The sequence below is a fragment of the Kribbella sp. NPDC005582 genome (genome assembly GCF_040605415.1).
GTDB lineage: Bacteria > Actinomycetota > Actinomycetes > Propionibacteriales > Kribbellaceae > Kribbella.
Map to the genome: position 1 here is coordinate 330,957 of NZ_JBEXCU010000005.1, position 24,750 is coordinate 355,706.

The window sequence follows — 24,750 nt, forward strand, 5'->3', positions numbered from 1 at the left end:
TCGATCAGAAGCCTGCAGTGATGCGGGTGAACTCCCAGTCGGGCTGGGCGATACCGCTGCAGTTGGAGACCACGCCGCCGCCGGCGCAGCCGCGGTCGCGGTTCACGGACCAGAACGCCAGCCGGGCGAGGCCGTTGGACTTGGCCCAGTTGGTGATGTTCTGCCAGGTCGCCGTCGTCGTCATCTCCTGCTGGTCGGACAGACCGTTCATGCCGGAGATGCCCTGGTGGGCGTAGGCCTGGGCGGTGGTCCAGCCGAAGACGGACTTCAGCTTGTTGTTCAGACCCGTCGAAGCGCCGACGGTGTCGTTGTAGACGTTCGAGCTGCCGAAGTCGAACGGCATCAGCGTGAACACGTCGATGTTGGCGCCCAGGGCCTGGGAGCGCTCGATCAGCCGGTTGCCGTAGTAGTTCGGGCCGGTGGTCGACGTGCCGAAGGTGAGGATGGTCTGGATCCCCGGGTTGTTCTGCTTGACGATCTTGAGGGCGGTCAGGATCCGGTCCTGGACGGCCTCGTTCTCGAACTCGTCGGAGTTCTCGATGTCGATGTCGATCGCCTTCAGGCCGTAGGCGCTGATCACCTTCTGGTAGGCGCCGGCCAGGGCCTCCGGCGTACTGCAGTTCGGGCCGAGCTTGTTACCGCTCCAGCCACCGATCGACGGAACGATGTCGCCGCCGGCCGCACGGATCTGTGCGATCGCTGTGGCGTCCGCACTGCCCTGCAGCGGCCGGGCGCCGTCCCAGGCCGGGTTGCAGCCGCCGGACGACAGGATGAACGCCATGGTGAACCACTTGATGCCGGTGGCGTTCATGACGGTCTGCGGGTTGGGCGGGTCGCCCCAGCCCATGTACAGGTACGGCGCTGCCCGCCGGCTGCCCACCGGGTCGGTACCGGCCTTGGTGGTCACCGAGATTGAGCCGGTCTTCGGGCCTTCGCCCGCACTGTTCTGACCGCTCACCTGGTAGCTGTAGCTGGTGCTGGCGGTCAGACCGGAGTCCGTGTACGACGTGCCGGTCGACGTACCGACCTTGGAGCCGTTGCGGTAGATGTTGTAGCTCGCGGCACCACTGGCTGCGGACCAGGACAGGCTGACGGTCGAGGCGGTCGACGTACCGGAGAGTCCGCTCGGTGCACCCGGAAGCGTGACCGGGCCACCGCCGGCGCACGAGCCGCCGTTCAGTCGGCAGGCAGCCAGACCGGGGAAGTTCCCCGGGCTGCCGTTGAAGCCGAACGAGACGCTGGCACCCGGTGCCAACGGTCCGGCCCAGCCGGGCGGAGTGAACGTGTGCGTCTGCCCACTGCTGCTCCGCGTTGCGTCCCACGAGCTGGAGATCGTGTAGCCCGACGGGAAGTCGAGTGCGACCGACCAGGTGCTCAGTGAGCTCGTGGTGTCGTTCTTGATGGTGACCTTGCCCTCGAAGCCGCTGCCCCAGTCAGACACCTTCGTGAAGGTCGCAGAGACTCCGGCCGCGTTCGCGGACGGTGCGACGAGTAAAGCGATTACTGCTGCGGTGATGGCTGCGATCGCCATCGAGATGCGTTTCATGATGCTCCGATCAGTGGGCGGTGCGTGATCAGACCCGGCCCCAGAGTGCGGGGACGTTCGGCGGCTCCCAGCCGGTCAGGGACGTGTGGCCCTGAATGCACTTGTAGGTAAGGCCGTTGTAGCTCACCAGTGCGCCGGTTGCGTACGACGTGTTGGGCGCCCACGGGGTGGCCGTCGGGGGCGTCGGAGTCGGGGTCGGGGTGGGAGTGGGCGTCGGGGTCGGCGTCGGCGTGGGAGTAGGCGTCGGCGTCGGGGTGGGAGTTGGTGTGGGGGTCGGAGTCGGCGTGGGGCCGCTGCAGCCCGGGGTGTCCGCGTTGACCGCGTTCACGACGTGGTTGAAGAGTGTGACGCCGGAGTCGAGCGCCTCCATCGAATACATCATTGCGCCGGCCAGACCCTTGCAGTGCGCGTAGTCCGCCTTCGCCTTGATCGACTGGGCGTTGTCACCGGTCCAGAACGTGCCGCCCTGGTAGAACCACGACGACTTGGTGGTGTCGTCCCAGAACGTCGCCGAGGGGTTGTCGACGAAGCCGGTCAGCTCCTTGTAGAACGAGACGCCGGGGACGTTGCCGCTCAGCGCATGTCCGTCGGCCGGTCCGGTCGCGGTCTGGTACTTGCCGTTGGCTGTGCTGGGCACGCCCTTCCAGCCGCGGTAGTAGAACGGGTACCCGATGGTCAGCTTGCTCGCCGGGAACCCGCCGGCGATTCCGTACGCCGGGTCGCCGGTCGTCCACGCCTTCACCGCGCCGTCGATCGAGTACTTCGCCGTACCGGGCGGGATCGGGGTGCTCGGGTCGTTCGGCGCCTGGTACAGCGGGTCCTGGAAGTTGGTCGGCCCGGTGGCGTCCCAGCCGCCGTGCATGTCGTACGTCATCACGTTGTTGTAGTCGAGGTACTGCCCGATCTTGTCGGTCTCGATCGTGGCGATCTTGTCCTGCCCGGCCGGTGTGGCGGCGGTCAGGTAGTAGCGCTTGCTGTTCGCGCTACCCAGTGCGTTCAGCTGCGACCGGAACTCCGCCAGCAGCAGTGTGAAGTTCTGCTTGTCCGCCGGGCTGTAGTGGTTGCCCACATGGCCGTTCGGCGAGCCGGGGTACTCCCAGTCGATGTCCACGCCGTCGAAGATGCCCGCTGCGCTGCCCGGGCCGCCGAAGCCGTCTACCACTGGCAGGTCGCCCTTGATGAACATGTTCACGCAGGAGCTGACGAAGGCCTTCCGCTTGGCGTCGGTGGACGCCGCGTCGGAGAAGTACTTCGAGTAGGTCCAGCCGCCGATCGAGATCAGGATCTTCAGGTTCGGCTGCTTGGCCTTCAGCTTCTTCAGCTGGTTGAAGTTGCCCTGGATCGGCTGGTTCCAGACGTCACCGACACCGTCGACGCTGATGTCCGCACCGTAGGACTTGCCGTAGTCGGCGAACGCGTCGCCGGCGCCGTCACCGGCGCTCGGGTTGTTCTCGTCCTGGGACGCGGCCTTGTTGGCCATGAAGCAGGTGTGGTTGGTCGGGTGGATGTTCGCGAACGCGTAGTTCAGGAAGTCCAGCTTGGCGGCGGCGCCGGTGGTGACCAGGTTCTTCGGGTAGAACCCGTTGGCGTAGATCCCCCACTGGGTGAAGTAGGCGGTCTTGACGCCGCCGGCGGCGGCCGGTGCCGTCACGTCGGCTCGCGCTGCGGGTGCGGCCGAGGGCAGCTCGGCACTCGCGAGCGAGACGCCGGCGGCGGTGACCAGGGCAGTAGCGGCCACTGCGGCCGTAGCGGTGAGAAAACGCAATCGACTCATGGGCGGTCCTCCGGAACTGGGGCGGGGAAAGCGTCCGGGAAAATTTAGTTAAAGACACTTCGAAAGGAACGTTAACTGTTTCTGCCGGGTTGGTCGCGGGCTCGGTGTGGCGGATACCCGCTGCTGGCGGAAACCCGACAATCGCGTTGTCCACAGGCTCGTACTGGGCCGTCCGGAACGCCGGCGACTCCTGCATCTTCTTGGCATGAACCCCACAGCGCTTCCCCCATCGGTGCTCATGGCAACTACCAACGAACGATTGCTTGACGACCTGCTCCGGCTGGCCGCGGCGGCTTCGATCACGCCCCACGTCGAGCGCGATCTGCATGGTCTGCGGCGTGCGTGGCACACCTGCCGGTTGGTGATCATCGGCGACGACCTGGCGCCCGGCCTGGCCGGTACGACGCCGGTGCGCCGCGCCGGCGTGGTCCTGGCCGGTGCCGGTCCGGGAACTGACGAGCTGTATCACCACGCCTTCGATATCGGTGTGGATGAAGTGTTCCGGCTACCTGTCGACGAGGCCGCGCTGTCCGGACGGTTGGTGGACACGCTGGACGGCGCCATCCGCTCGGCCGTCACGCTCGCCTTCGTCGGTGGTTGCGGGGGAGCGGGTGCGACCACCGTGGCTGCCGCCGTCGCGTTGTCCGGCAATCGCCGTGGTCTGCGGACCATGCTGATCGACGGTGATCCGCTGGGCGGTGGCATAGAGCTTGCCTTAGGCATCGAACGCGATCCTGGTCAGCGCTGGCCCGAGCTGCTCAGTGCTGCCGGCCGGGTGAGTGCTACGGCTCTTCGCTCGGCGCTGCCGACGGCCAATGGCCTGCCAGTTCTGTCGTGGGACCGATCCGATGTCACTGCGCTGCCGCCGGAAACCATGCGCTCGGTCCTCAATGCCGCTCAGTGCAGCAATGACTTGGTGGTTCTGGATCTTCCGCGCCGGCCGGATCCTGCCGTCGAGGAAGCCTTCGTCCGCGCGACCGCAACCTTGCTGGTCGTCCCGTGCGACATCCGTTCGCTCGCTGCGGCCAAACGGCTGGCCGGGCCGTTGGCCGAGGTCGCGGGTGATCTTCGCGTCATCGCCCGCTCGGCGCACCGACCCGCGATCCCCGCCGCCGAGGCTGCGGCACATCTATCTTTGCCGTTAGCAACTAGTTTTGCCGATGAACGCGATCTGCCCGCCGCAATGGATCAGGGCCGCTTCGACCCGAATCCTCGCGGTTCCCTGGCTCGAGCTGCCGTCACCCTCCTTGATCTCTTTGGCGCAGCCGCATGATCATCTCGGCTGCTGTGCTCAGCAGGGTGCGCGACCACCTGGCAGTCACCGGCGGCGAACCAACGCCGGCCCGGGTCGCCGCCGCACTCCGCGCCGACGGCGGCGTCTACGGCGACTCCACCGTCCTCGCGGTTGTCGCCGCTCTGCACCGCGAGGCACTTGGCGCCGGTCCGCTCGACAGCCTGCTGGCCGAACCAGGTATCACCGACATCCTCGTCAACGGTCCTGACGAGGTCTACATCGACCGCGGCTCCGGTCTGGAGCGTGTGTTCGTCCAGACCGGCGATGACGCCGCGATCCGTCGGCTGGCCACGCGACTGGCCGCTGCCGCCGGTCGACGGCTCGACGACGCCACGCCGTACGTCGACGTACGGCTGCAGGACGGGACGCGCTTCCATGCCGTCCTCGCTCCGATCGCTGCTCCGGGCACGTGTCTGTCGTTGCGTGTTCCCGCGGACAATGTCTTCACGCTGGACTCGCTGGTATCGGCCGGATTCCTTCCGCCCGAAGGCGCCGCGCTCCTTCGCGATCTTCTGGTTGCGCGTCTCGCCTTCCTGATCAGCGGCGGTACTGGCACAGGCAAGACGACGCTGCTGAGCGCGTTGCTGTCTGCCACCGATCCCAGTGAGCGTCTGGTCGTCGTCGAGGACGCGAGTGAGCTGCGCCCGGACCATCCGCATGTGGTGCGGCTCGAAGCTCGTCCGCCCAATGTCGAAGGCAACGGCGAGATCTCGCTCCGCGATCTTGTGCGGCAAGCCCTGCGGATGCGGCCGGACCGCTTGATCGTCGGCGAGGTGCGCGGTGCCGAAGTCGTCGATCTCCTGACTGCGCTCAATACCGGTCACGAGGGCGGTTGCGGCACGATCCACGCCAATTCGCCCACCGACGTACCGGCTCGTATCGAGGCTCTGGGTGCGTTGGCGGGCCTACCTCGCGAGGCGATCCACAGTCAGCTCGCGTCCGCGCTGCAGGCAGTCATCCACCTGGCTCGTGGTCCGAGTGGTCATCGCCGCCTGACGTCAATCCACGTCCTGGACCGTCTACCCAGCGGCGAGGTCATCACCCGCCCAGCCGTCGACTTCCCGCTCGTCGGTCCCCCGACCCTCCATCCGTCCGCAGCTCGCTTCATGCACCCAACCCCGCAAGCCGCGGCATAGCCCGCCCCGTCTGGCTGCCTTTCTCCGGCTGCACACCCGCTGTCTCTCAAGGAGCCGCATGAGCCGTTTCCTCGCTGTCCTCTGCTTCCTGCTGGCTCTCCATCTCTTGTTCCCGTCTCCGCTGGACCCCTTGCAGCGCTTGCGTACCGGCCCACCTCGACCGGTCGCCTCTACTCGGCCGTCCGCTGCGCGTCGCCGGAACTTCCTGCTTGTTCTCCCGATTGCGCTCGTCCTGCTGGTCTTGAGCCCTCAGCTCTTGTTCTCCGTCGGCGCTATCGCCGTCATCGCCACGCTCGCTCTCACACAGTGGCGCCAGCAACGACAGCGAGCCGCCGAAGCGGCCCGCCGTACCACCGTGATCGAAGCCCTCGACGTCCTCGCGGCGGACCTGGCCGCCGGCCGCCCACCCATCGATGCGCTGGGCGGCGCCGCCACGATCGTCCCCGAGCTCCGATCCGCCCACGCCACAGCCAAACTCGGCGGCGACGTACCGACCGCACTAGAGCTCGCAGCGCAGACTCCAGGCAGCTCGGGCCTCCACGCCCTCGCCGCAACCTGGCGCGTAGCCGAAGAGTCCGGCGCCGCCTTCGCCGCCCTCACCGAACGCCTCGCCGACTCACTCCGCGCCAACGAAGCCATCCACCGCCAAACCGCAGCAGGCTTAGCGGGCGCCCGCTCCTCAGCCCGAATCCTCGCCGCCCTGCCACTCTTCGGCATCGCCCTCGGCTACTCGCTCGGCGCCAACCCCCTGCAGTTCCTCACCGCAACCCCACCCGGCTGGCTCTGCCTCACCGCAGGTCTCGCCCTCACCGCCCTAGGTCTGCACTGGACCACCCGCCTAGCAACGAGAACCGCATGACACCAACCCTGCTAGCTACCGCCCACAACGCGAGCCGCATGACGCCGACCTTGTTCGCCGCCTCGCGCGACGCGGGCACGTGATGAATGCCTTCTTGGCAGCCTCGGCTGCCGCAGCCGCTGTTTGCTTGCTGTTCCGAGCACCCGCCGATCTCCGTCGTCTCACGCCAGCCAAGTCCACCCGACCTCGCCCACCAAGAGCACATCGCCTCGTCACTGCAGTTGCGGCTTGTGCGTTGCTGGTTCTCGTCCATCCACCCTGGGGCTTGTTGCCAGCAGCGATCGCCTACTACCTGATCCCGAGAATCCTGGCTCGCCTAGAACCCGCAGCCACCAAGCGACGTCGCACAGCCATCGCCAACGACCTCCCCCTGACGATCGAACTCCTGGCCGCCTGCCTCCGAGCCGGCCGGCCGCCGCAACAAGCCCTCATCACTGTCGCCAGTGCCATCCAGGGCCCACTCGGTGACCTCCTGGCCGAGGTCGCCCAACGCCTCACCCTCGGCGCCGACCCCCAAGGCGCCTGGGCCCTCCTCCGAACCGAACCACCCTGTGCCGCAGTGGCCCGAGCCATCGACCGCTCCCTGACCTCGGGCGCCCCCTTGTCCCGAACCCTCGAGCGCCTCGCCGACGACACCCGCCAAGCCCACCACCACGCCGCCGACCAGTACGCCCGAACGATCGAGTCCCGGTCCGCCCTCCCGCTCGGCCTCTGCTTCCTCCCCGCCTTCGTCCTGCTCTCGATCATCCCCACCATCGCCGACGCTCTGGTCCCCTACCTCACAACGATGCCCTAGGCAACTAGTTGTCCACAGCCCCAGAACTCTTCGTCGAAAACCCCTTCGTCCACTGCATCTTCTTGACAAGAACACCAACCCAGGAGGCTTCCCCGATGTCCCACTCCAGCACCATCGCCCGCCGTACCACCCCTGGCCGGCTCCGCCACTGCCGCACCCGCTCCGAGCGCGGCGCCGCCACCGCCGAGTACGCCGTCACCATCGTCGCCGCCTGCGGACTGGGCGGCATCCTCGTCACCCTCCTCAAGTCCGACGTCATGCTCAACGCCCTCAAGCACCTCATCAACTACGCCCTCAAGCTCGCCGGCGTAGAGGGCCTAGAGCTCTAACCCCTCGGGCCGGCCGCCCTCACAGCGGCCGGCCCCACCTCAGCCAACCACCGGAGCTCACATGCCCCGCCCCACCTCTGAACGCGGCGCTGTAGTTGCCGAAACCGCAGTCGCCCTCCCCTTCCTGCTCACGCTCCTCCTGGCCGGCATCTGGTGCACCGGCCTCGTCATCACCAAGATCCAATCCATCGACGTCTCCCGAGACGTAGCCCGAGCTTTGGCCCGCGGCGACTCTCCAACCCAAGTCGAATCCCTGATCCGCCAAATCTCCCCACCCAACACAACCGTCACCTACCGAACCGCCCCCACCATCCAAGTCACCGTCAAAGCCATCCCCCGCGCCTTCGCCCCCTTCCTCCCCGCCCCCACCCAAACCACCCAAGCCACCATCCACCCCGAACCAACCCAACCTGCTCGGAGATGAACGCCTATGTGGTCCCGCAAACCGCGCGAACAGACGGGCCGCGAACAGCTCGCCCGGCCGACACGACGCCGTACGGCGAAACGGCACGCACGCACAGACCGAGGCAGCGGGACGATCCACGTCCTCACCGCATGTCTCCTGCTCAGTACCGCACTCGCCGTAGCGATCCTCTGGGCGACCATCTCCACAACCCGCCACAAGCTCGCCGCCGCAGCCGACCTGACCGCCCTCAGTGCTGCTTACTCCCTGACCGCATCCCCCTGCGCGACAGCAGCCCGAGCAGCCACCGCCAACAACGTCACCTTCACCGCCTGCACTCCAACCCCCACCGACGTCACCATCCAGGTCTCCCTCCCCATCCGGCTTCCCCTCATCCCCACCCCAACTCTCACCACCACCGCCCGAGCTGGCCCGCTGCCCTAGGCCGCGGACGGTCGGATCGGGGCGCACGAAGTGGCGTGCGGTTCCGGAGTGGCGGCAGGCAGTTGGTCGCTGGGAGTGCCCGGGCGGTCGCGATCTGGTCGCAATCTGGTAGAGATACCGCGTTGATCTGGACGGGGCGCGGGAGCGCCCTTCATGATCTGGAACCGACGTTCTGTCCACTATCTCCCGGACGCACTTCCCCGGCGTCCGGTCGGTGACCACGGAGGCTCGTTTGCCCGACCCTATTCGGCTGTTGCTGGTCGACGACCAGATTCTCAGCCGAGGCGTCCTCAGAAACGGTCTGGAGCGCGAACGCGACCTCAAGATCGTTGCCGAGATCAACAGATCTGACGATGTCGTCGCCGCCGCGAAACGGCATCGGGCGAACGTCGCTCTGCTGGACGCCGCCGGTCCGGGGACCGCGAGCATCGCCGTCACCGCCGAGCTCCGGACGCTGATCCCCGAGTGCCGCGTCGTCATCCTCACCACCTACGGCCGCCCCAACCACCTCCGCCGCGGACTCGAAGCCGGCGCCAAAGGCTTCGCCCTCAAAGAGTCCCCGGCCCCCCAACTCGCCGACGCAGTACGCCGGGTGCACCTCGGCCTCCGCGTCGTCGACGCCAACCTCGCCGCCGAATCCCTCAAGTATTCCGACACCCCCCTCACCCACGAGGAGACCGACACCCTCCGCGCCGCCCGCGACGGCGGCTCGGTCGCCATGATCGCCCGCTCCCTCCACGTCTCCGAACGCGAAGTCCGCCGCCGCCTCTGGTCCGCCATCGGCAAAACCGGCGCCCGAACCCGCTCCGACGCCATCCAAACCGCCGACCACAACGGCTGGCTCCTCGACTGAGAGACTGCTAGGCCCAGGCGCGATCGCCGGGATCCCAGCGGCCACTGGTGCGTCGTCCATCCAGGACCTCGTTCAAACAGTTCCCGCAGAACGCCAGGGCCGCGGGCAAGTCCCAGAACTCTCGTGGGTACTCTGCGTACCCCGCAGCTGCTCGGGGAAAGCCGGTCGCCCACTCGGCGCTCGGAGCCTCGAACATCGGCGGCAGACTCATCCGGCGCCGACCCGCCTCTCGCTCGAGAACAAGCGCGAGGCGAGCGGCGTCGAAGGGGATTGCCCCGACGATTCGAACGATGTCGGCCAGGTCGCGGTGTCGGGTTGACGCCTTTGCCCCGCCGGCTCCGTGGCGCTCGTACAGTGCGCAGATCTTGTCGGCCAGATGGTTCTCGATCGGCGTCGTCGGGACTGCAGGCAGCTCTCGGAGGGTCTCGTGATCGATGATCGGTTTCAGCTGCACCGCGTCGACTGCGCCGTCTACATGTCGGCGAGTTGTGAGATCGATGCTGAACCGCTCGAACTCCTGCCCCGCCAGCAGCGCCGTCGCTTTGATCTTCGCAGTCTCCGCGCCGTAGCCGAACGGATCCGCATCCGCCTGGATCTCCGCCGAGTGCAGATCGAACTCGAACGGATCGTCGCGGTGCGGGCGGCTGGACAGCAGTCGAAGCTCAGCTACTGCATCGTCCAGGCTCGCCCACGGTGTCTCCCGCGCTAGGTCGACGTCCTGGGTGAACCTGCCACCGCCGATGCGGATCAGCAACGCATTGCCACCCAATAGCACCCACGGAGCGGTGTCATCTTGAAAGATGCGGCTGAGGAAGATCGTGAAGATGTACTGCTTACGAACCACGTCCGCGGTCACTCCGCGACGTCGAGCCTCGTTAGCCAGCTTCGCCCCTAGAGACGCTCTGAGCCGGCTCGCCTCGAGGGGCGTCATCGGATGTGCCATCGTCGGAATCCTTGTCCTGCCGGTCCGCGGCATCTGAGAACGGCGCAAGCTGGCGAAGCTGTTCGGCCAAAGCACGCGTCATGACGTTTCGGAGCTGGGGTACTAGCTGCTCGAGGAGCCTCTCTTGCAGCTCGGGAATCATCAGCTCCAGCAGCCCAGGTGGCGGCCGGTAACCAGATGCCTTGAGTGCCGCGTTCAGCACAGCACTTCCGTCTGCAGGACCAGACCTACCGGCTGCTGGTTCGAGAGCACGCATCAGGTCGATGGACGCCGCATCACTCATACTCACAGCGTCGCGAACCGCGACCGACAGGTGGTCGAAATCCGTACCGGCAGCCACTAGGTCTTTGAGTGTCCGGGCAACGGTCGTCACCGGCAGCCCATTGACCCAGGCGACATCCTCGTCCGGCAGATCACGCTTGCGATAGCGGGTATCCGCTTGCGTCGTCTGCCGCCGTACCGCGGACGTGAACTCGTACTTCGAAGGCAATAGGTCGCCAAGCCCGTGAACAGCCGCCGCGGACTCGCCGGACACCACCGCCAGCGGCTGCTGGCCCGACGGTCGGCTACCAGTCGCGATCCATGCGGCACGTAGACCTTGCAAGGGCCCTGCATCAGCTGAGGGAAGCGCGTAGATGCCATGCCGGACTCGCTGGAGCGTGCCGCGCTCAGTGAGGCGTGACAGCTGCATCTTTGTCACACCAGCCTCATCGGCCTGACCGGTAGTCACCAGCCCCCACTGGGTCGAGCCAATACGCTCCAAAGACTCCAACACGTCCAGTGCCTGCACGCCGATCACCTCCTCTGCGCTTCCATAGTAACCATCTACTTCGTTACTATCGAAGCATCTCCTTCAAGTCTTGTTACTTCTAAAGTAACCAGTCTCTAGAGGTTGTCTAGTTGGGTCCATAGCCAGGTGGGGCCGGTGGTGGTGGCGCCTAGGGGTTCTACGCGTTGGCGGAGGCCTCGGTCGGCGGTTACTACGGTGACGGTGGGTGGGGGTTGGGGAGTGAGGGCTTCTGCGGTGACTTCGGTGATGGTGTCGTCGCCGGAGGCGGGGGCGAGGACTACGCGGAGGGGGCCTAGGTCCGGGGTGGGGAGGGCGGCGCGGGCGGCGCCTTCGAGGATGACGACGATGGTGGTGTGGGGGAGTTGTTGTTGGAGGGTGGCGAGTTTGAGCAGGAGGCGGCGGGCGGCTCCGGGGCGGTCGCGCCACCAGCCGTCGGGGCGGGAGCCGATCACGTTGGCGGCGTCGACCACGATGACGTGTTCGTCCGGGGTGCTCATGGCTTCAGTTTGCCCTCGAGCGGACCGCCGCCACTCACCAACGTTCGCTGGACCCGCGTTGCCACGCTCAATCTGCGGCTGGGAACCGCGGCTGGATGAGGTTGGTGAGTGGGGCAGGTCCGCCTCAGAAGCAACTCGACAGGAACTCGCCGTCGTGAGTTACCAGCGTGTGCGGTCCTGGTACGGCGGGGAGGCGGTGGATGGCTGAGGTGACGGGGTGGCGGGTGCAGTCGGGGGACAGGACGAGGGTGTTGGGGGCGTCGAGGGCTAGCAGGGTGTCGTCGACGCGGAGGAGGACGGGGGCTGTGTAGGTGGTGGAGATGGCGGTGCGGCCGGCGGCTAGGGCTTGAAGGGTGGCTTCGACTAGCTCGGCGGGAGTTTCGGCGGCGGCGTCGACGGCGAGCCAGGTGGTGGGGGTGCCGATGGGGGTGGGGGAGGTGGGGTTGTGCCAGTCGCTGCCGCCGATGGGGACGGTGTCGAGGCCCCAGGACTGCCACCAGGCGATGGGCCCGCCCCAGTGGTGGTCGAGCCAGGAGGAGTGCCAGATCTCGGCGAGTGGTGGGTGTTCGGTGAGGGGGTGACGCCAGGAGCAGTCGCCGCCGAGGGGGTGGTTGATCGAGAGGAGACCGCCTTGGCGGGCTACTTCGGTGACCCAGGTGGAGGCGGGTTGGCGGAAGTCGATCGCGGTGAGGTGGCCGAAGGCGTTGGCGTGGCCGGTGTCGGTGGTGACTTCCTGGCCGGGGATCAGGCCGATGCCGAACCGATCGCTCAGGCCGGGAAGCTCGAGGTGGTGGGCGACCGTGTTGTGGTCGGTGATCGCCAGTACGTCGAGACCGGCCGCAACGCCGAGCGCGGCCAAGTTCGCGATCGGGGTGGAGCCGTCGGAGTGCAGCGAGTGCGCATGGAAGTCACCCGCGATCCACTTCAAGCCGGACCCGGCCGGCAGTGTGCGGCGGGTCGGACGGGCCGGTACGGCGATCGCCGCCGAAGCCTCGGCGTACGCGGTGAGACCGGGGATCTCCGCGACCGGCCCGGTGACCGCCTCGACGATGAGTTCGGCGCCCTCGACCGGGAGCCGGTGAAGTCCGAGGACGACCCACCACGTGCCGGCCTCGAGTTCGCCGGCGACATAGCCGGGCGTCGCCGCGGTCGGTGTGATCGCGAACGTCTGCCGCGCGCCGCCGGACCAGCCGCGCCAACCGCCCGCGCCTTGGCAGCCGAGGTCGATGACGACTCCGTCGATCGACGGGATCGTCAACGTGACAAGGAGTCCAGGGCAACCAGCCGGTACGTCGACCGGCAGCGAATGCCAGACGGACTCGGCCCGGTCGTCGAGGGTCCAGCGTCGCCGGTACGACGTGACTGCCATCAGGAAACCGTCTGCCGCGCGAGGAGTTCCCCGGACTCGCGGTCGTAGAGCAACACACGTTCCGGCGGCGCAGTCAGGAAGGCCGGCTGACCCGGCGAAGGCTCCTGCTCCTCAGGAACGGTGACACCGATCAACGTCCCGTCGCAGTCGACGCTCACGAGTGACTGGACACCGAGGTTCTCGGTGACGACGACGGTACCGCGAACGCCGGGGCCGGTCGTGTCGCCGGTGGACAGCGTGAGGTACTCCGGGCGGACGCCGACCGTCACCTCGGCCCCTTCGGGGATGGAGCCGGTCGTCGGCAGTGTTCCGCCCGCGACCGAAACTCCGGTCGGCGAAAGCACGCCGGGGAGGAGGTTCATGGGGGTGGAGCCGATGAAGTTGGCCACGAAGGTGTTCACCGGCCGGGCGAAGACCTCTCGTGGCGTCCCCAGTTGGCGGAGCTTGCCGGATTCCATCACAGCGATTCGGTCAGCGAGAGCGAGGGCCTCAGCCTGGTCGTGCGTGACGAAGACTGTCGTAATGCCCAAGTCGCGCTGAAGCTTCTTCAAGAAGGTGCGCGCCTCCAGTCGCAGCCGCGCGTCCAGGTTGGAGAGCGGCTCATCGAGCAGCAGCACCTTGCCCTGCGACGCGATAGCCCGAGCAAGGGCGACGCGCTGCTGCTGACCGCCCGAGAGCTGCCCGGGACGGCGTTCCAGCAAACCGCCGAGGGACAGTTCGCCGGCCGTGCGCTCGGCGGTCTCGGCCCGCGTGGCGGCAGCGACCCGCCGTACCTTCAAGGGATAGGTGATGTTCTCCGCGACGCTCATGTGCGGGAACAACGCGTAGTCCTGGAAGACCATCGCGACGCCGCGCTTGCCGGGTTCGGTGCGGGTGACGTCGACGGCGTCGATCCGGACCGTTCCCTCGGAGGCACTCTCCAGGCCGGCGATGGTGCGCAGCAGGGTCGTCTTGCCGCAGCCGGACGGGCCGAGCAGCGCGAAGAACTCACCGTCGGCGACGTGCAGGTCGAGGCCGTCGACGGCGCGGACGCCGTTCGGATAGACGGTCGCCAGACCCTCGATGTCGATACCGGCCATCAGGACTTGATCCCTCCGTGGAAGCGGAACCCGTAGCGCGAGTTCACCAGTAGGTACAGCACAACGACCGGAATCGAGAACAGCAGCGAGAAGACCGGCAGCACCTGCAGGTTCACGCTGCCGCCTTCGTCGGTGAGCGTCTGCATCAGGACGGCGCCGGGTTGCAGGTCGATCGAGCGAATGAGCAGGAACGGCACCAGGAAGTTGCCCCAGGAGTTCACGAACGCCCAGACCATGATCGTGGCCAGCCCCGGCCGTGCCACCGGCAGTACGACGTCGCGCAGGATCTGCAGCGTGGACGCGCCGAAGACCCGCGCCGACTCCTCGTACGACTTCGGCACCGCGTCGACGAAGTCCTTCAGGATGAAGATTGCCGCCGGCAACAACCCGCCGGTCATCACCAGCGCGACCCCGAACCGCGAGTCGATCAGGCCGAGCTGGTAGATCATCACGAAGATGGGCACCATCGCCGCCGTACCGGTGACGACCGACGAGAGCAGCAACAGCCCGTACAGCAAGGCATCCCGACCAGGGATCCGCACCCGCGACAAGGCGTAGCTGGCCAGCGCCGCGAACGCCGTCACGGCCAAGGCAGTCGTGATGCAGATGATCAGCGAGTTGACCATCGAGTGCAACGCGTACGGGTGGTCGAGCGTCTTCCGGACGTTCTCGAGCGTCCAGTCCGGCCAGTGCACGCCGAGACCGGGGTTCTTGTCGAACGGCGCGGATGCGATCCACAACATCGGTACGGCGAAGAACACCGTGATCGCGCAGATCAGCACGTAGAAGCCGATCCGCCGTACCACGTAGGCCGGAGTCACGCGCGCCTCCTCAGCAGTCGCAGGTAGACCAGTGAGATCAGCAGATTCGCCAGCAGTAGCAGGAACGAGATGGCCGACGAGTAGCCGAGCTCACCGCCTTGCAGCGCGACGTTGTAGATGTACACAGGCACGGTCTCGGACTCGTGGTTCGGTCCGCCCTTGGTGAGCAGGAACGGCGAGAAGTCGTTGGCTGTCCACAGGGAGATCAACAGGGTGTTGGTAAGTACGTGTCCGCGGATGTGCGGGAACACCACGTCCCGCAACGTCTGCCAGCCCGACGCCCCGACCATCCGCGCCGACTCCAGCTGCGACGGCGGTACGGCTTGCAGTGCGGACGAGTAGAGCATCATCGAGAACGCCGTACCGCGCCAGGTATTGAAGATCACCAGGCACATCATCGGATAGTCGATCAGCCACGCGGTCCCCGTCGTACCGAGGATGCTGTTCAGCGTGCCGGTGTCGCGGTCGAAGAACGCGACCCACAGGTACGCGACCACGGTCGACGGCAGGATCCAGGCCAGCAACGTCAGTGCTTCGACAGTACGGCGTACCGCCGGGCGCGCGCGGCGGAGAATCCACGCAAGCGTGAAGCCGAGGATGTTCTGCCCGATGATCGCGGAGCCGAGGACGAACAGCATCGTCAGCCACAACGCGTTGTGGAACAGGGCGTCGTTCAGCGCCCGGGTGTAGTTCGACAGCCCGACGATCGACGGCGAGACCGCCTCGACGCCGGTCAGCCGGTAGTTGGTGATACCGATGTAGATCGTCCAGATCGCCGGGAACACCAGGAACGCGGCGATCAGCAGCAGCGCGGGCGCGACGAAGGCGAGGGCACGGCCGACACCGAGCCCGGCAACGTCGCGCGCGGGCTGTTTGGCAGCGGTAGCCATCAGTTCGTGGTGACCTTGTCCTTGCCGCCGGCCGCGGTCTCGACCGCCTTCTGGTAAGCGGATGCGGCGGCGTCGGCCGTCTTGCCGCCGATCACGTCGGCGGTCGCCTGCTGCAGCGCGGCTGAGACCTTCGGGTACTCCGCAAGGCCTGGCCGGTACTGCGTGAGCGGCAGCACCTTGGTCGCGACGAAGTTCAGCATCGGGTCACTGGCGAGGACCTCGGTGTTGACGTCGGTCCGCTGGGTGATCTTGGCGGCGCCGTTCAGCGACTCCTTCACCATCTCGGCGGAGTTCATGAACTGCAGCAGTTCCCAGGCCTGCTGCGGGAACTTGGTGTTCGGGTTGATCACGGTCGCGCCGCCACCGGACATCGACACGAAGTCCTGCCCCTTCACGCCGCCACCAGGCTTCGACGCCGGAATCAACGCGTAGCCGACAGCGCTGTCGCGATCCGCCATCTTGGCCACGCCGGCCTTCGGCTCCACCACGCTGCGCCAGAAGTAGTCGCTCTCCAGCAGGATGCCGATCTTGTTCGCGGCGAACTCGGCGAACGACTTGTCCCGGCCCTTGGCCTCGCGCTGCAGCACCGGGTCACCAAGTCCCGTGCTGTAGACCTGGTGGTAGAAGTCGAGCACCTGCCGCAGTTGCGGTGTGTCGCCGAGCCACTTGCCGTCGGTGTTGATCGCAGCGCCGGTGCCGACCAGCAATGGCAGCACGCCCTGCATCGTGGTCGCCTCACCCATCGCGGTGCCGCCGTTGATCTGGATCGGCGTCACACCGGACAGCGCCTTCAGCTTCTGGCCGGCCTGGAGGATCTCGTCCCACGACTTCGGCTGCCAGTCGGCCGGCAGTCCGGCCTGCTGGAACAGCTTCTTGTTGAAGTACAGCACCCGGCCGTCGGTACCACCGGGAACGCCGTACCGCTTGCCCTCGAAGGTGCCGAGCTGCTGGACCGATTCGGGGATCTGGCCCCAGCCGTCCCACCCGTCCACCTTGGCGGCGTCGCCGACGGTGTCGGTGAGCGGCTTGATGTAGCCGGCCTGGGCAAACTCGCCGACCCAGATGCCGTCGATCGAGATCAGGTCCGGGCCGGACTTGTTGGACAGGTCCAGCGACAGCTTCTGCTTGTAGACCTCGTCGTCGGAGCCGTCACCCTGGAACTTCACGGTGACATCGACGCCCTTGGCCTTCTGGTCCGCGACGAACTTCGGGATCAGGACGTCCTCGGTGAAGGTCGCACCGGCGCTGCTCTTCCCGCCCTTGACGGCGTTCGAGCCGATTGTCAGCTCGACCTTCTTGGCGTCGGCGTTGCGGTTGGCGTCCTGGTCGCCGGATCCGGACGAACCGAGGCAGCCGGAGAGCAGCAGGGTGGCCGTGGCGCCGAGGGCGAGTGTGGTGGACAGCCGAAGTGATCGCATCAGGGGGCTCCTTGCGAGGTCGGTACTGCGCATTCCGGTAAAACCTTGACACCGCCAGGCGGGTTTGTGAAGACATTTGACCAAACGGTGTCAAGTCCGGGCCAGGCGGGCAGCATTGCGGGTCGGTTAAAGTGCGCTCAAGGTTCTGTCGCAACCTGTAGTTGAGTAGATACAGAACGTGAAAGTGCGAGGTAGCGTCATGCCCGTTCGGTTCATTCGGATCGGAGGTGACTGCGAATGCTGTACTCGATTCTCGACGCGGTGGACGGCCTGCTCTTCGGGCACCACCACCACTGGCACCACTGGCACGGGTGCTGGTGGTGACCGGCACCGACTGGTGATTCCCTGAACGGAAGGCCGGAACGGTGACGACGGCGTACGGCTCCCGCTGACGCGCAAGCAGCGGAATCCCGCGCAGTCCCCGAGCATCGATCCACCGGACCGACAACAGAACACCAGCCAAAAAGCAGCCGGCCCCGACATCGTCGGGGCCGGCTGTCAGTTGGAGCGAGAAGTTACTTCTGCGCCAGCTGCATCATCTGCTTGGGCAGCACCGTCATCTGCGCCGGGATCGGCAGCTTCGGCCGAACCAGCTCGAGCAGGCTGCCTGCGGCGTTCGCGATCGGCAGCGGCAGGGCCAGGCCCAGCGATGCCAGCAGTGCGTTCACCAGCGCCAGAACTGCGCCCAGGATGTCCAGACCCGGCAGCGGCAGTGCGCTCCAGCCCTGGACCGGCGTGCCGGTCGCACTCATGCTTCCGGTCGGTTGTGCCTGCTTGGCCTTCCCCTTGCCGAGCAGAGAAGTGAGAGCAAGTCCGCTCGCCTGGTTGACGAACGTGCCCGCGCTCTTGTCGTAGTTCCACTTCTGGCCGTCGCCGCTCCGGCACGGCAGGACCAGCAGCGGAGCCGCGGCCGGAACCTTGGCCAGGTCCGCACCGCTGTCCAGGCAGGCTCCGGTCCGGGCAAGGGCGCCACCGACGCTCTTGCTCATCGCGACCTGCAGCTGGCCGGACTCGGTGTAGATCCACTCCTGGGTCTTGCCTTCCTTGCCCGGAGCACAGGCCATCATGACCGCCATCGGGACCTTGGCGGCCGCGACGAAGGTCAGGCAGTACCGGGTGTCGGCGCGGGTGGCGATCTGCTTCGCCACGCCGATCTCGACGCCCGGCGTGGAGGATCCACGCTCGGTGGCGACGTTCGCGGCCTGGGCCGGGATGGCCGTGGCCAGCGCGACGCTGACGGCGAGGACTACGACGCCGGTGCGACTCAAAAGCTTACGGGTGATCAAGACAACCTCCGAAGATCGTGCCTGTCTCTGCTGGCGTCAGGTCGTCGGGACCCCGTTACGAGAGTCGGTCTTCTGTTCCGGGAACCGCTTCGCCACCCCTTGCGCGGTGGGCGGGTTGCGGGTCGATCCCCCGTGAGGAGGCGGTGTGGCCCGGAAGGCCGACAGTGACTCAACGCGACGTTGACGCCACGACCAGTAATGCACAGCTCGGTCGGAGGTGGTTATGGCAAGACGGCGGAACTTGATGCCAATGGCAACTAACTGCCAGGAAAAACTCGTTGCGCAGGGCATCGAAATGCCGCTGCGGGGTGCCCGTGCCCGGGCTGTGTTTCGATCGAGATGTTCTGGCAATCAACGGTAACTGGAGTAGTCCACCGTGCAGATTGATGCCATCGGCAACAGAGTGGTCAGTGGGACTGCTTGTGCTCGGTGGTGTCCGCGACCAGACGTTCTTCGGTCGCCGGACGCTCGGCAACCGTTGTCTCGTCAGCTACCTCTGCGTGGCGGTCCTCGGTGACCTCAGGAGTCTCGTCACGGTCCGTCACCTCGGGCTGGGTGGTGGCGACCTGGGCACGCAGCGCGCGCACCTCGCGGTGCCGGCGCCAGCCGCGGGCCGCGCCCTTCTTCGTCAACCAGAGTCCGGCGACCAGGGCGGCACCAGCGGCCGCGCCGAGGAAGAAGATGGTCGGCACGATCACGCCGAAGTCGATTCCGAAGACGGTCAGCGTGGTGGACTCGGCCGACGAGACCGAGACGCCCAGGCCGAACAGTACGGCGATGACGATCAGAACGATTCCGAGGACGAACATGGTGCACGCTGCCTTTCAGGCCTCACTACTGAGTAGTGCGGTGAGCAGCGCGACCGCGCCGCTCTTGTCGAGTGGGTTGTTCTGGTTCCCACACTTGGGTGACTGTACGCAGGATGGGCAGCCATCCGTGCACTCACAGTGTGCAATGGCCTCACGTGTCGCGGTCAACCACTCACGCGCTGCGGCATACCCGTGTTCGGCGAAACCCGCGCCGCCGGGGTGGCCGTCGTACACGAAAACGGTGAGGCGGCCGGTGTCGGCATGGCGGGCCGTGGAGACGCCGCCGATGTCCCAGCGGTCGCAGGTGGCGAAGAGCGGGAGCAGTCCGATCGAGGCGTGCTCGGCAGCATGAGCAGCCCCCGGTACGTCGTCCAGTCCGAGCGCCTCGACCGCTGCGTCGGGCATGGTCCACCAGACCGCCTTGGTTCGCAGTGTCCGCTCCGGCAGGTCGAGGGGCTGCTCGTCGAGAACGTCTCCGGTCGCGATCAGCTTGCGCTGGAAAGAGATGACCTGACTGGTCACCTGCACCCAGCCGCGGGACAGCTCGGCCGTGCCCCAGCTCCGCGACTCCTCCGTCGCCAGCACGCTGATCTCGGTCACGTCGCGGGCGAAGGTCGTGTAGTCCGGCGCGGCCGGCTCCACGATCGCAGCGTGCCCCTCCAAGTCGAGAGTGCGGACCAGATAGGACTCACCGGCGTGCACATAGACAGCGCCCTCGTGCACTGAGGCGTGCGCGGAGCCGCCGTCAACGGTGCCGAGCAGACGACCGGTCTGGTCCTCCACGATCTGCACTGTCTTCCCACCGGCCGACCGGATGTCGATCGCGTCGACAGCTCGTTCGCGCCGGGTCCAGAACCAGCCATGGGGCCGCTCGCGCAACGCCCCTTGCCGAACCAGCTGTGCGATGACGGTGGACGCCGTACCGCCGAAGATGTCGTAGTCGGCCGGGGTGAGCGGCAGCTCCTGGGCGGCCGCGCACAGCTGCGGCCCGAGAACGTAGGGGTTCTCCGGGTTGAAAACGGTCGCTTCAACCGGTCGTCCGAAGACTGCAGTGGGATGGCGGACCAGATAGGTGTCCAGTGGATCGTCCCGAGCAACCAGCAACGCAAGAGCATCGCCGCCGGCTCGCCCAGCGCGCCCGGCCTGCTGCCACAGCGAGGCGCGCGTCCCCGGCCAGCCAGACAGCAGTACGGCGTCCAGTCCGGCGATGTCGATCCCGAGCTCGAGAGCGTTGGTGGCGGCGACTCCGGTCAGCTCGCCGCTCTGCAGCATGCTCTCGAGCCGCCTGCGCTCCTCCGGCAGATAACCCGCCCGGTACGCCGACACTTGGTCCATCAGCGTGGGGTCGACCTCGGCGAGGTTCTCGCGCGCGGTCATAGCCACTGTCTCCGCACCACGTCTCGAGCGGACAAAGGCAACAGTCCGCACGCCCGACACGACCAGGTCGGTCAGAAGGTCGGCCACCTCGGCCGGAGCAGAGCGGCGTACCGGGGCGCCGTTTTCACCGCGGACAGAAGTCAGTGCCGGCTCCCATAGACCGAAGGCGATGCCGCCGCGCGGGGAACCGTCGTCGACAACCTCCACCATCGGCAGGCCGGTCAGCCGCTCACCCGAGACCGCCGGCTCGGCGACCGTCGCCGATGCGCAGACGAAGACCGGGTTGGCGCCGTAGTGCGCGCAGATGCGTCGCAACCGGCGCAGCACGCCGGCGACATGTGCGCCGAAGACACCGCGGTAGTGATGACACTCGTCGATCACGACGTACTGCAAGCAGCCGAGGAAGCGGGCCCAGCGTTGATGGTTCGGCAGGACCGAGCGGTGCAGCATGTCCGGGTTGCTCAAGACATAGGTGGCGTGGTCGCGGGCCCAGTCGCGCTCGGTGCGCTCGGAGTCGCCGTCCAAGGTCATCGGGCGCAGACCTGGCACGGTGTACGCCGAGACCGCGCGAAGCTGGTCGTGCGCCAACGCTTTGGTCGGAGACAGATAGAGCACCGAGGCAGTGCGTCGATGAGGTGAAGCGGCCTGCGCAATGCTCAGCGTCGCGAATGCCGGCAACAGATAGCCGAGCGATTTGCCGGATGCGGTCCCGGTCGCCACCACCACATGACGACCCGAGTACGCCGCCTCGGCCGTCGCGACCTGGTGGATCCACGGCGCCGAGATGCCGGCGTCGGTGAGCTGGTCGAGCACCTCGGCCGGAACCCAGCGCGGCCACTCGCAGGTCCGGCCGGGACGAGCCGGCACCGACTCGACATGGGTGAGCCGATCGGCTCGACCGGTAGCGAGACGTCGCAGTACGGCGGCTGCCTCACCCTCACGCATGCGCCGAGCCTAGTAGTCCCTCCGGACAGTGCACGGATTCGTGCACGGATCGCCTGCAAGTGCCGATGCACGGGGCATTTTCTGGACGAAGATCGACTTTCGATGCGGCGGGATGAAAGAGTTTTCCACAACGGCCCCTCTCACGGTCCGTACATGGTTGAATGCAGCAGTTCACGGGATCGGAGGCCGAAGTGGATCTGTCGCTGACCGCGCGCGCCGAGGGCGGGCGCACCGTCATCGAGGTGGCGGGGGAGATCGACGTCTACACCGCACCGAAGCTCCGCGAGAAGATCGCAGCGCTCGTCGACGACGGGGCCTACGACCTCGTCCTGGACCTGGAACGCGTTGAGTTCCTGGATTCCACCGGCCTCGGGGTGCTCGTCGGCGGACTGAAACGGGTGCGCACCCACGACGGATCGCTGTCGCTGGTCTGTACCCAGGAACGGCTGCTGAAGATCTTCCGGATCACCGGTCTGACCAAGGTCTTCGACATCCATCCCGATGTCGCCTCGGCGATCTGAGGCCGTCGCCGGGAAGCGAAAAGGTGTCCCTGTCGGCACGCTGCGTGACAGTCCCGCTTGACGGCTGCCGAATGACGTAGACCACCCTGTCGTCAGGTCTGGTCGAGAAGCCGCTAGAGTGACCCACCGCGCCATGTCCTTGGCGCTGTTTGCTATTTTCCCCAACCCTTCGGTTGCGGCAGACGGGGGCCGTCAAGCCTGGATGGGTTGCCTACAAGGAGGACGAATGTCTTCGCTGCTTGCTCAAGCGGTGGATCTTTCGTCGAGCAACACCACACTGGTGATCGTCGTCGGAGTGATCGCGATCCTCGCGGTTGCCATTGCGATGGTTTTCCGGGGCCAGGTGCTTGCCGCGAACGATGGTACCGAGAACATGAAGACGATCGCCGCTGCGGTCCAGGAGGGTGCATCGGCCTTCCTGAGCCGGCAGTTCCGGACGTTGTCGATCTTCGCCGTGGTGGCGTTCCTGCTGCTGTTCCTGTTGCCCGCACACACTGACGGCGACAACGCGACCACGCTGAAGATCTTCCGGTCCGTCTTCTTCCTGGTCGGTGCGGGCTTCTCCGCGCTGATCGGCTACCTGGGAATGTGGCTCGCGACGCGCGCCAACGTCCGGGTCGCCGCGGCCGCGCGCGACGAGGGTCGCGAGCCGGCCATGCGGGTCGCGTTCCGCACCGGTGGAACGGTCGGCATGTTCACCGTCGGCCTGGGTCTGCTCGGCGCCTCGGTCGTCGTGCTCCTGTTCAAGGGTGACGCTCCGACCGTGCTCGAGGGCTTCGGCTTCGGCGCCGCGATGCTCGCGATGTTCATGCGGGTCGGCGGCGGTATCTTCACCAAGGCCGCCGACGTCGGCGCCGACCTGGTCGGCAAGGTCGAGCAGAACATCCCCGAGGACGACCCCCGCAACGCCGCGACGATCGCCGACAACGTCGGTGACAACGTGGGTGACTGCGCCGGTATGGCCGCGGACCTGTTCGAGTCGTACGCCGTCATGCTGGTGGCGTCGCTGATCCTGGGCAAGGCCGCCTTCGGCGAGCAGGGCCTGATCTTCCCGCTGATCGTGCCGGCCATCGGTACGCTGACCGCGGTCCTCGGCGTCTTCCTGACCCGCCCGCGCACCGGCGAGAACGGTCTGCGCACGATCAACCGCGCGTTCTACATCTCCGCGGTGATCTCCGGCATCCTCTGCGCGGTGGCGGCGTTCGTCTACCTGCCGAGCAGCTTCGCCGACCTGACCGGCGCGGCCGGTACGGCGATCGCCAGCACCGACGGCGACCCGCGCGTCATCGCGACCGTCTCGGTCATCATCGGCATCGTGCTGGCCGCCGTCATCCTGGCGCTGACCGGCTACTACACCGGCACCGAGGACAAGCCCGTCAAGGACGTCGGCAAGACGTCGCTGACCGGTGCGGCAACGGTCATCCTGTCCGGTATCTCGGTCGGCTTCGAGTCCGCCGTCTACACCGCCGTGGTGATCGCCGCAGCCGTGTACGGCGCCTTCCTGGTCGGTGGCTCCGGTGTCGTGGCACTGTTCGCCATCGCCCTGGCCGGTTGTGGTCTGCTGACCACCGTCGGCGTCATCGTCGCGATGGACACCTTCGGCCCGGTCTCCGACAACGCGCAGGGCATCGCCGAGATGTCCGGTGACGTGGACGGCGAAGCGGCCCAGATCCTCACCGAGCTGGACGCCGTCGGCAACACCACCAAGGCCATCACCAAGGGCATCGCGATCGCGACCGCCGTACTGGCCGCGACCGCGCTGTTCGGTTCCTACACCGACGCGATCCGGACCTCGCTGGCCGGCAACTACGCCAAGTTCGAGGCCGAGGCACTGGTCTTCAACCCGGGCACGCTGGTCGGCATCATCCTCGGTGCGGCCGTCGTGTTCATGTTCTCCGGTCTCGCGATCAACGCCGTCGGCCGCGCCGCCGGTGCGGTCGTCTACGAGGTCCGTCGCCAGTTCCGGGACATCCCCGGGATCATGGACGGCACCGGCAAGCCGGAGTACGGCAAGGTCGTCGACATCTGCACCAAGGACTCGCTGCGTGAGCTGGCGACGCCTGGTCTGCTGGCGCTCTGCGCCCCGATCGCCGTCGGCTTCGGCCTCGGCGCCGCGGCACTGGCCGGCTACCTGGCCGGCGCGATCGGCGCCGGCACCCTGATGGCGGTCTTCCTGGCCAACTCCGGTGGAGCCTGGGACAACGCCAAGAAGCTGGTCGAGGACGGCAACCACGGCGGCAAGGGTTCGCCCGCGCACGAGGCCACCATCATCGGTGACACCGTCGGTGACCCGTTCAAGGACACCGCCGGCCCGGCCATCAACCCGCTGATCAAGGTGATGAACCTGGTCTCGGTGCTGATCGCTCCGGCCGTCGTCGGCCTGTCGGCCATCGGTGACGACACCAACACCGGCCTGCGGATCGGCATCGCGCTGGCCGCGGTCGTCGTACTGGCTGCCGCTGTCATCGTCTCCAAGCGCCGGGAGTCGGTCATCGCCGACACCCCCGCCGAGGCGAACATCGCCGCCTGATTCACCGCAGTACCCGCAACGGCCCGCCGGACCCTGTGTCC

Annotated in this window: 23 protein-coding genes; 10 read left to right on the forward strand and 13 right to left on the reverse strand. The window is 67.0% G+C overall.

All coding sequences use genetic code 11. The features are described from left to right. Window positions 1–4: 4 nt before the first annotated feature. Both ABZS29_RS28025 and ABZS29_RS28030 read right to left on the reverse strand, forming a co-directional pair. Window positions 5–1,546, reverse strand: a complete 1,542-nt coding sequence (locus ABZS29_RS28025; RefSeq protein WP_355466148.1) for a cellulose binding domain-containing protein — start codon at window positions 1,544–1,546, stop codon at window positions 5–7. Between the two features lie 28 nt (window positions 1,547–1,574). Beyond that, window positions 1,575–3,320 carry a glycosyl hydrolase family 18 protein gene (locus ABZS29_RS28030; protein ID WP_355466150.1) on the reverse strand — a complete coding sequence of 582 codons (1,746 nt, stop codon included), beginning with the start codon at window positions 3,318–3,320 and terminating at the stop codon, window positions 1,575–1,577. A gap of 106 nt (window positions 3,321–3,426) precedes the next feature. Here ABZS29_RS28030 and ssd point away from each other — a divergent pair, with 106 nt between their 5' ends. From ssd to ABZS29_RS28070, 8 genes are all read left to right on the forward strand, one after another. After that, window positions 3,427–4,593 (forward strand): septum site-determining protein Ssd, encoded by a 1,167-nt coding sequence (gene ssd / locus ABZS29_RS28035; protein ID WP_355466152.1) that lies wholly within the window; start codon window positions 3,427–3,429, stop codon window positions 4,591–4,593. After that, window positions 4,590–5,750 (forward strand): TadA family conjugal transfer-associated ATPase, encoded by a 1,161-nt coding sequence (locus ABZS29_RS28040; RefSeq protein ID WP_355466154.1) that lies wholly within the window; start codon window positions 4,590–4,592, stop codon window positions 5,748–5,750. The genes ssd and ABZS29_RS28040 overlap by 4 nt, the downstream gene beginning before the upstream one ends. A gap of 58 nt (window positions 5,751–5,808) precedes the next feature. Next, on the forward strand, window positions 5,809–6,609 hold the full coding sequence (locus ABZS29_RS28045; RefSeq protein ID WP_355466155.1) for a type II secretion system F family protein: 801 nt from the start codon (window positions 5,809–5,811) through the stop codon (window positions 6,607–6,609). A gap of 268 nt (window positions 6,610–6,877) precedes the next feature. After that, entirely contained in the window at window positions 6,878–7,405 is a 528-nt protein-coding gene (locus tag ABZS29_RS28050; RefSeq protein WP_355466156.1) for a type II secretion system F family protein, read from the forward strand. A gap of 95 nt (window positions 7,406–7,500) precedes the next feature. Then, on the forward strand, window positions 7,501–7,734 hold the full coding sequence (locus ABZS29_RS28055; protein WP_355466158.1) for a DUF4244 domain-containing protein: 234 nt from the start codon (window positions 7,501–7,503) through the stop codon (window positions 7,732–7,734). A gap of 61 nt (window positions 7,735–7,795) precedes the next feature. Beyond that, window positions 7,796–8,158 carry a TadE family type IV pilus minor pilin gene (locus ABZS29_RS28060; RefSeq protein ID WP_355466160.1) on the forward strand — a complete coding sequence of 121 codons (363 nt, stop codon included), beginning with the start codon at window positions 7,796–7,798 and terminating at the stop codon, window positions 8,156–8,158. A gap of 6 nt (window positions 8,159–8,164) precedes the next feature. Then, window positions 8,165–8,581, forward strand: coding sequence for an Rv3654c family TadE-like protein (locus ABZS29_RS28065; RefSeq protein WP_355466162.1), 417 nt, complete (start codon window positions 8,165–8,167; stop codon window positions 8,579–8,581). A gap of 232 nt (window positions 8,582–8,813) precedes the next feature. Next, window positions 8,814–9,434 (forward strand): response regulator transcription factor, encoded by a 621-nt coding sequence (locus ABZS29_RS28070; protein WP_355466164.1) that lies wholly within the window; start codon window positions 8,814–8,816, stop codon window positions 9,432–9,434. Between the two features lie 7 nt (window positions 9,435–9,441). Here ABZS29_RS28070 and ABZS29_RS28075 read toward each other — a convergent pair whose 3' ends face one another. The 11 genes from ABZS29_RS28075 to ABZS29_RS28125 all read right to left on the reverse strand — a co-directional run bounded on the left by ABZS29_RS28075 (window position 9,442) and on the right by ABZS29_RS28125 (window position 21,658). Next, window positions 9,442–10,290, reverse strand: a complete 849-nt coding sequence (locus ABZS29_RS28075; RefSeq protein ID WP_355466166.1) for a nucleotidyl transferase AbiEii/AbiGii toxin family protein — start codon at window positions 10,288–10,290, stop codon at window positions 9,442–9,444. Window positions 10,291–10,309: 19 nt separating this feature from the next. Continuing rightward, window positions 10,310–11,167, reverse strand: coding sequence for a type IV toxin-antitoxin system AbiEi family antitoxin domain-containing protein (locus tag ABZS29_RS28080; protein WP_355466168.1), 858 nt, complete (start codon window positions 11,165–11,167; stop codon window positions 10,310–10,312). 95 nt (window positions 11,168–11,262) lie between these two features. Then, window positions 11,263–11,664, reverse strand: coding sequence for a hypothetical protein (locus ABZS29_RS28085; protein WP_355466170.1), 402 nt, complete (start codon window positions 11,662–11,664; stop codon window positions 11,263–11,265). Between the two features lie 124 nt (window positions 11,665–11,788). Next, entirely contained in the window at window positions 11,789–13,033 is a 1,245-nt protein-coding gene (locus ABZS29_RS28090) for a CehA/McbA family metallohydrolase (RefSeq protein WP_355466172.1), read from the reverse strand. Next, window positions 13,033–14,112 (reverse strand): ABC transporter ATP-binding protein, encoded by a 1,080-nt coding sequence (locus ABZS29_RS28095; protein ID WP_355466174.1) that lies wholly within the window; start codon window positions 14,110–14,112, stop codon window positions 13,033–13,035. Before ABZS29_RS28095 ends, ABZS29_RS28090 begins: the two co-directional genes overlap by 1 nt. After that, the gene (locus tag ABZS29_RS28100; RefSeq protein WP_355466176.1) at window positions 14,112–14,933 is read right to left on the reverse strand and encodes a carbohydrate ABC transporter permease; all 822 of its coding nucleotides are present in this window, start codon (window positions 14,931–14,933) and stop codon (window positions 14,112–14,114) included. Before ABZS29_RS28100 ends, ABZS29_RS28095 begins: the two co-directional genes overlap by 1 nt. Then, entirely contained in the window at window positions 14,930–15,823 is an 894-nt protein-coding gene (locus ABZS29_RS28105; RefSeq protein ID WP_355466178.1) for a sugar ABC transporter permease, read from the reverse strand. The genes ABZS29_RS28100 and ABZS29_RS28105 overlap by 4 nt, the downstream gene beginning before the upstream one ends. Continuing rightward, window positions 15,823–17,241 (reverse strand): extracellular solute-binding protein, encoded by a 1,419-nt coding sequence (locus ABZS29_RS28110; protein ID WP_355466180.1) that lies wholly within the window; start codon window positions 17,239–17,241, stop codon window positions 15,823–15,825. Before ABZS29_RS28110 ends, ABZS29_RS28105 begins: the two co-directional genes overlap by 1 nt. A 515-nt stretch (window positions 17,242–17,756) precedes the next feature. Continuing rightward, on the reverse strand, window positions 17,757–18,527 hold the full coding sequence (locus tag ABZS29_RS28115) for a hypothetical protein (RefSeq protein ID WP_355466182.1): 771 nt from the start codon (window positions 18,525–18,527) through the stop codon (window positions 17,757–17,759). A 407-nt stretch (window positions 18,528–18,934) separates the two neighbouring features. Then, window positions 18,935–19,336, reverse strand: a complete 402-nt coding sequence (locus tag ABZS29_RS28120; RefSeq protein WP_355466183.1) for a hypothetical protein — start codon at window positions 19,334–19,336, stop codon at window positions 18,935–18,937. A gap of 15 nt (window positions 19,337–19,351) precedes the next feature. Beyond that, on the reverse strand, window positions 19,352–21,658 hold the full coding sequence (locus ABZS29_RS28125; protein ID WP_355466185.1) for a DEAD/DEAH box helicase: 2,307 nt from the start codon (window positions 21,656–21,658) through the stop codon (window positions 19,352–19,354). 191 nt (window positions 21,659–21,849) lie between these two features. Here ABZS29_RS28125 and ABZS29_RS28130 point away from each other — a divergent pair, with 191 nt between their 5' ends. Next, entirely contained in the window at window positions 21,850–22,179 is a 330-nt protein-coding gene (locus tag ABZS29_RS28130) for an STAS domain-containing protein (protein WP_355466621.1), read from the forward strand. Window positions 22,180–22,405: 226 nt separating this feature from the next. After that, window positions 22,406–24,709, forward strand: a complete 2,304-nt coding sequence (locus tag ABZS29_RS28135) for a sodium-translocating pyrophosphatase (RefSeq protein ID WP_355466187.1) — start codon at window positions 22,406–22,408, stop codon at window positions 24,707–24,709. Window positions 24,710–24,750 lie beyond the last annotated feature (41 nt).